This window comes from Halobacillus sp. A1, assembly GCF_024189295.1.
In the GTDB taxonomy this organism is placed as follows: Bacteria; Bacillota; Bacilli; order Bacillales; family Halobacillaceae; genus Halobacillus_A.
Genome location: NZ_JAIZEN010000045.1, coordinates 1 through 6,141 on the forward strand (window position 1 = coordinate 1; position 6,141 = coordinate 6,141).

The window sequence follows — 6,141 nt, forward strand, 5'->3', positions numbered from 1 at the left end:
CTCAATCAACGATGTAGTGGCGACAGCGAAGAGGTCACACCTGTTCCCATGCCGAACACAGCAGTTAAGCTCTTCAGCGCCGATGGTAGTCGGGTTTACCCCCGTGAGAGTAGGACGCTGCTACGTCAATTAGAAACCTTAGAAGCAATTGCTTCTAAGGTTTTTTCTATGGAAATAAAAATCTACTCTATCTTATTCCTTTAATAAAGAGATAGAATCAGCTTATTGTTTAGACTTGGAAAAGCAATGGCACACCTGGCGAGCTATAGAAATAATCATTAACAAAAATATTTCTTAGAAAATATAGTATAGGATTCATAGATTAGGAGATACTAGAAGTAAATCAAGCTTGTCCTATTATATAAGGGTGAGCAGGGAGGCAATGAACCTTATGAAAGAAAAGGAATGCTGCAGTATTTGTTCAAAGAAAACGGATGACGGCCTTTATCTTCTACGTATCTATATTTGCCAGGCATGTGAAAAAGAAATGATTCAAACATCCGCAGATGATCCTAAATATCAATTTTTTATCGAGCAAATGAATAAAGCCCACCGTACGATGATTTATTCATAAAATATAGAGGCCGCTTCTGCAAAGGAGTGGCTTTTTTTCTTCCATTTCATGTAGCATGAGAGATAAAGTTCACATTAATGAGGGATCACTGACATGGAAAACGAACAAAATAAAACGCCGCTCTATGATGCGTTACTTAAACATTTTCATAATGAACCGATATCTTTTCATGTGCCCGGTCATAAATTCGGAGAGGTTTTCGACTCCAGGGGCCTTGATACTTTTAAAAATATACTATCCATAGACGCGACGGAAATCACAGGCCTTGATGATTTACATGGAGCAAATGGGGTCATTGAAGAAGCGCAAAAATTGGCGTCTGCTTTTTTTAATTCTGACGACACTCGTTTTTTAGTGAATGGGAGTACTTCTGGCAATTTAGCATCTATTATGGCTGTATGCCGGCCGGGAGATAAAGTAATCGTCCAAAGGAATAGTCATAAATCGATTCTACACGGGATAGAGCTGGCAAATGCTCAGCCCGTCTTTTTGATGCCTGAACATGAGGAAGAGACTCAGCGGTATAGCCGTGTGACAGTTGATTTAGTTCAAGAAGCTCTCTCCACATTCCCTGAGGCGAAGGCTGTGATTTTGACCTACCCCGATTATTTCGGACGTGCCTACGACATTCAGGAAATCATCGAAGTTGTTCACCGTTACGAGATCCCTGTCATAGTTGACGAAGCTCATGGGGTTCATTTTACTTTAGGGTCCCCGTTTCCTATCAGTTCTTTAGATGCGGGAGCAGACGTGGTCATTCATTCTGCCCATAAAATGGCCCCTGCGATGACGATGGCTTCTTTTTTACATAGTAAGACCAACAGGGTGGATAAGGCGAGACTGTCTTATTACTTGCAACTGTTTCAATCAAGCAGCCCGTCGTATCCCTTACTAGCAAGTCTGGACCTGGCCCGCCACTTCCTGAGTGCGTTTGGTACCCACCATAAAAAAGAAATACTGGATCACGTGTCAGAGGTAAAAGAAGTATTAAAGGATCCGTCGTATCCATTCGAGGTTCTTCCCGCTCAAAACATGGATGATCCGTTAAAAATTACGCTTCAAACTTTTGCTCCGTGGACGGGGTTTGAAGTGGCCAAGGTGTTAGAAGAGCAGGAAATTCATCCGGAACTGGCGACCTCTGATCAAGTTTTGTTAACGGTCGGACTGCGGTCTCATATAAAGAGCGGGATATTGAAGGAACGTCTCGAAAGGGTGAAATGGCAATTAAAAAATGAGCTCCCGCATGGTACAATAGAAGCAGAAGCGCTGAAATTTAAAAAACTGCAGACGTTAGATATACAGTATGAAGACTTACAACATAAAACCCCTGCATTCATAGACTGGAGAGACGCTTCTGGTCGTATATGTGCGGAGTCGGTCATTCCTTATCCACCCGGTATCCCTTTGATTTTGAAGGGAGAACGGATGAAGCCGGAATCGATCGATTATGTCCATGTGCTGCTTAGGCAAAACGCTCGGTTTCAAAATGAAAGGATTGCTGAGGGGATTTGGGTATATTAAAGGAGAATGGTTTTGTGGACGGACTTTTTGTGACATTTGAAGGCGGCGACGGTGCTGGTAAATCTTCTATTTTAAAAATGGTAGGAGAGCAGTTGAAAGCTGAAGGGTATTCGGTGATAGAAACACGGGAGCCTGGAGGAATACAAATTGCGGAAAGCATTCGCCAAGTCATTTTAGATAAAACCCATACGAGTATGGATGGGCGAACAGAAGCATTATTGTATGCAGCTGCGAGAAGACAGCATTTAGTGGAAAAAGTGATTCCTGCTTTGAGTGAAGGGACCATCGTGTTATGCGATCGTTTTGTCGATTCGAGTTTAGCATATCAAGGACATGCACGCGGCTTAGGAATGGACGACGTTTTGAAGATTAACCAATTTGCGATTGAAAACCGGATGCCGGACGTGACATTATTTTTTGATATCCCGCCAGAAAAAGGATTAGAGCGAATCGCCAAAAATGATGAACGTGAAAAAAACAGGCTGGACCTTGAGGCGTTAGATTTTCATAAAAAAGTGTATGAGGCTTACCTTCTATTACGCCAGCGTTATCCCGACCGGATTCATTCTATTGATGCGGATCAGAACATCGAGAGTGTTTATCAAGCTGCCAGACAATCTCTTCAACCATATTTAATAAACAGACATAAAGTTTGATATAATAATTAAAAATCAATTGGGAGGTATTTTCCAATGAAAATGATCATTGCCATCGTTCAAGATAAAGATAGTAATCGTTTGACAGACGCTTTATCAGAGAATAATTTGCAAACGACCAAGTTATCAACGACAGGTGGATTTTTACGTGAAGGGAACACAACCTTTATGATCGGCTGTAATGATGATCAGGTCGATGATGCACTTGAGATCCTCCGCAAGAACTGCAGTCAAAGAGAGCAGATGGTTGCCCCTATTTCACCAATGGGCGGAAATGCCGACTCATATATACCAAAGCCAGTAAAAGTTGAAGTAGGCGGCGCGACCGTTTTCGTTCTGCCCATTGATTCGTTTTTTCAGTTTTAAAAAGGAGTTTGTCTATGAAAATTACGCAGGACGTCCGAACTCAATTAGAAGGAACGAAACAGCAGGCCCAGGTAAATACCAGGGGTAAGCAGAGTTTCGATTCCATGGTGCAGTCCCAATCCCGTCAGCTTCAGGAAGCGCAGTTAAACCAATTGATGAAAAGTATTTCTGCTCAAGGGGAGAAGGTTGCTCGTTTTCGGTCGTTTCGGGATCTTGCGAAATACAAGCGGCTGATCAAAGATTTTCTGGAGGAGTCTGTTAAATACGGTCTGAATGTAAAGCAGACCCACAGTTTTGATTTAGATGGACGCAGCCGAAAGTTAACGATTGTAGAAGCTGTCGATGAACGGTTGGCTGAGCTGACGGAAGCCGTCATGGATCAGGAAAAGCAGTCCATCGATTTACTCGGCATTATCGGTGAAATCAAAGGGTTATTAATTAATTTATATACTTAAGGACGGAAATATTATGCCATCATGGACGGATATGAAAGAAACGCAGCCGCTCGTGGCTCAGATGCTGGTCAACAGCTTTAAAAAAGACCGAATCTCCCATGCTTATCTTTTTCAAGGGGATAAGGGAACAGGCAAACGGGAAATGAGCACGTTATTTGCGAAAAGTATTTTTTGTAAAGAAAGGGAAGGTGCTGAACCTTGTCAGACGTGTGTGAACTGCAAACGGATCGATTCCGGCAATCACCCGGACCTGCACTGGGTTTCACCTGACGGGCAGTCTATTAAAAAAGAACAAATCCTTAACTTGCAAAAAGAATTTACGTATACAGGGATGGAGTCGAATCTCAAAGTCTATATTATCGTCGATGCGGATAAAATGACGACAAATGCGTCAAACCGTCTGCTGAAATTCCTTGAGGAGCCGAACCAGCAGACGACAGCTATGCTGCTGACGGAAAATAGTCAATCTATGCTGGATACGATTCGTTCCAGGTGTCAACTGCTCGCTTTTCAACCGTTGAATCCGGAAAGGGTAGAAAAGGAATTAGAGGATCTCGGAGTTTCGACATCAAACGCCAAAATTCTTGCCTCTCTTACGAATAACCTCCAGGAAGCACAGGAATTAAATGATGAAGACTGGTTTGCTAATGTGCGAAAATTAGTGATACAATTAGTTGAAGTGCTTCTCAACAAACCAAACGAAGGACTTTTATTTATCAACCATCAGTGGATGCCTCATTTTAAAGAAAGAAAGCAGCTTCAAATCGGATTAGATGTACTTATGCTATGGTTCCAAGATTTGATTCATCAAGATTTGGACCGAGAACAAGCGATTGTGTTTACCCAGGAAAGAGAAAAAAGGGACCAGGCAGTATTAAGATGGTCACGTCAATCCGCTGCTCAATCTTTATCATTGATTTTAGAGGCGAAGCGAAAAATAAATCAGAATGTCCATCCGACGTTAGTGATGGAACAGCTTACACTTCAACTGCAGAGGTGATTTTATAGTGATCGAAGTTGTAGGTGTCCGATTCAAACAGGCGGGGAAGATCTATTATTTTGATCCAGGCGATTTGAAAATGACGACGGAAGATTACGTCATTGTAGAAACGGTCCGAGGGATTGAATTTGGAAAAGTAGTGATTGCCAATAGGACGGTCGACGAAGAAGATGTTGTCCTTCCTTTGAAAAAGGTGATGCGTTTAGCCGATGAAAAAGATAAAATATCGGTCGACGAAAATACCGAAATTTCCGAAGAAGCTTACCGCGTTTGTGGGATGAAGATACGTGAACATAAATTAGATATGAACTTAGTGGATGTGGAATATACATTTGATCGAAAAAAAGTCATTTTTTATTTTACAGCCGATGGCCGGGTGGATTTCCGTACGCTGGTAAAAGACTTAGCTTCCGTATTTAAGACGCGGATTGAACTTCGTCAAATTGGCGTACGAGATGAAGCGAAGATGCTAGGTGGTATAGGACCTTGTGGGCGTATGCTTTGCTGCTCCACATTTTTAGGAGATTTTGAACCGGTTTCGATCAAGATGGCAAAAGACCAGAATTTATCTTTGAATCCGGCGAAGATTTCCGGATTGTGCGGCCGTTTAATGTGCTGCCTTAAGTACGAAAATGATGATTACGAATCCGCAAAACGAGAGCTTCCAGACGTAGGGGAACGCATAGCGACATCTTACGGAAAAGGTAAAGTAGTAGGCCTTAACATGTTAGAGCGCCTGGTACAGGTAGAATTCCGTGAACAAGAAAGGACGCTTGAATATTCCTTGCAGGAGCTGATCGATGAGGGAGTCGTTCAAACTGAAGCCACAGAATGACGGGGTGGAATCAAGCGTGAACAAGAAAGCTATATTTGAACAAGTATCGCATTTAGAAACGCAAATCGGCGAGCTTTATGAGCAATTAGGTGACTTAAAAGCACAACTTGCTTATTTATTAGAGGAAAACCAGCACTTGTCGCTTGAAAACCATCATTTACGTCAGAGATTAGACCACGAGAATGAAAGTGAGCAAAAATCTCGGAGTAAGAATGAAAAAGGCGCAGTTGTCGGGGAAGGATATGACAATCTAGCCCGTTTATACGAAGAAGGGTTCCATATTTGTAATCTGCATTTTGGCAGTCCACGTGATGAAGATTGTTTGTTTTGCCTCTCATTTTTAAATAAGAAATAGATTTTTGGTCCAAGCCTTTCCTTGCTCAGCCGAGGAAGGGCTCTCTTTTTATCGCCAAATGGTGATCCAGTTTTAATTTAAGGCTAAGTTATAGATGGTTGTTGATATGGATAGTGAGTTATCCAACACTAGGGCAGGATGGTGGAAGACTTGATTTCGAGACAGTCTGGGTTCGTTGCTGTATGAGAGTCAGGGGTGGTGGGGAAGCTGCTCGCTTTCCTGTGGGGGAAGTGGCGAGCTTCCTCGGGCTTGTGTACTGACCCCCGAAAATTGGACACGCCTATGTTATTAAGCAGCTTCTTCCAGCTTTTTTCGATAAAGTACAGGACTCGTTTTAAGGCGGGCTTTCATTCGTTCATTGTTGTAGTAGTCTATATAC

Annotated in this window: 9 protein-coding genes and 1 rRNA gene; 9 read left to right on the forward strand and 1 reads right to left on the reverse strand. The window is 42.4% G+C overall.

Features of this window, described 5'->3' with window-relative positions:
- Positions 1-12 precede the first annotated feature (12 nt).
- The 9 genes from rrf to yabA all read left to right on the forward strand — a co-directional run bounded on the left by rrf (position 13) and on the right by yabA (position 5,762).
- A 5S ribosomal RNA gene (gene rrf / locus LF817_RS19755) occupies positions 13-126 on the forward strand.
- Positions 127-391: 265 nt separating this feature from the next.
- Positions 392-574, forward strand: coding sequence for a sigma factor G inhibitor Gin (locus LF817_RS19760; protein ID WP_253937531.1), 183 nt, complete (start codon positions 392-394; stop codon positions 572-574).
- A 93-nt stretch (positions 575-667) separates the two neighbouring features.
- On the forward strand, positions 668-2,095 hold the full coding sequence (locus LF817_RS19765; protein ID WP_253937532.1) for an aminotransferase class I/II-fold pyridoxal phosphate-dependent enzyme: 1,428 nt from the start codon (positions 668-670) through the stop codon (positions 2,093-2,095).
- Positions 2,096-2,109: 14 nt separating this feature from the next.
- Positions 2,110-2,751, forward strand: coding sequence for a dTMP kinase (tmk, locus tag LF817_RS19770; protein WP_253937533.1), 642 nt, complete (start codon positions 2,110-2,112; stop codon positions 2,749-2,751).
- 36 nt (positions 2,752-2,787) lie between these two features.
- Positions 2,788-3,117 carry a cyclic-di-AMP receptor gene (locus tag LF817_RS19775; RefSeq protein WP_253937534.1) on the forward strand — a complete coding sequence of 110 codons (330 nt, stop codon included), beginning with the start codon at positions 2,788-2,790 and terminating at the stop codon, positions 3,115-3,117.
- A gap of 14 nt (positions 3,118-3,131) precedes the next feature.
- Positions 3,132-3,572 (forward strand): YaaR family protein, encoded by a 441-nt coding sequence (locus LF817_RS19780; protein ID WP_253937535.1) that lies wholly within the window; start codon positions 3,132-3,134, stop codon positions 3,570-3,572.
- Between the two features lie 13 nt (positions 3,573-3,585).
- Complete coding sequence (gene holB / locus LF817_RS19785; RefSeq protein ID WP_256558392.1) at positions 3,586-4,572, forward strand: DNA polymerase III subunit delta'; 987 nt, start codon at positions 3,586-3,588, stop codon at positions 4,570-4,572.
- A 7-nt stretch (positions 4,573-4,579) separates the two neighbouring features.
- Positions 4,580-5,407 (forward strand): PSP1 domain-containing protein, encoded by an 828-nt coding sequence (locus LF817_RS19790; RefSeq protein ID WP_253937536.1) that lies wholly within the window; start codon positions 4,580-4,582, stop codon positions 5,405-5,407.
- 16 nt (positions 5,408-5,423) lie between these two features.
- Positions 5,424-5,762: a DNA replication initiation control protein YabA gene (gene yabA, locus LF817_RS19795; RefSeq protein ID WP_253937537.1), complete on the forward strand. Its 339-nt coding sequence runs from the start codon at positions 5,424-5,426 to the stop codon at positions 5,760-5,762.
- 288 nt (positions 5,763-6,050) lie between these two features.
- Here the strand turns inward: yabA and LF817_RS20495 are convergent, their stop codons facing one another.
- The gene (locus LF817_RS20495; protein ID WP_371925099.1) at positions 6,051-6,137 is read right to left on the reverse strand and encodes a hypothetical protein; all 87 of its coding nucleotides are present in this window, start codon (positions 6,135-6,137) and stop codon (positions 6,051-6,053) included.
- Positions 6,138-6,141: the final 4 nt, after the last annotated feature.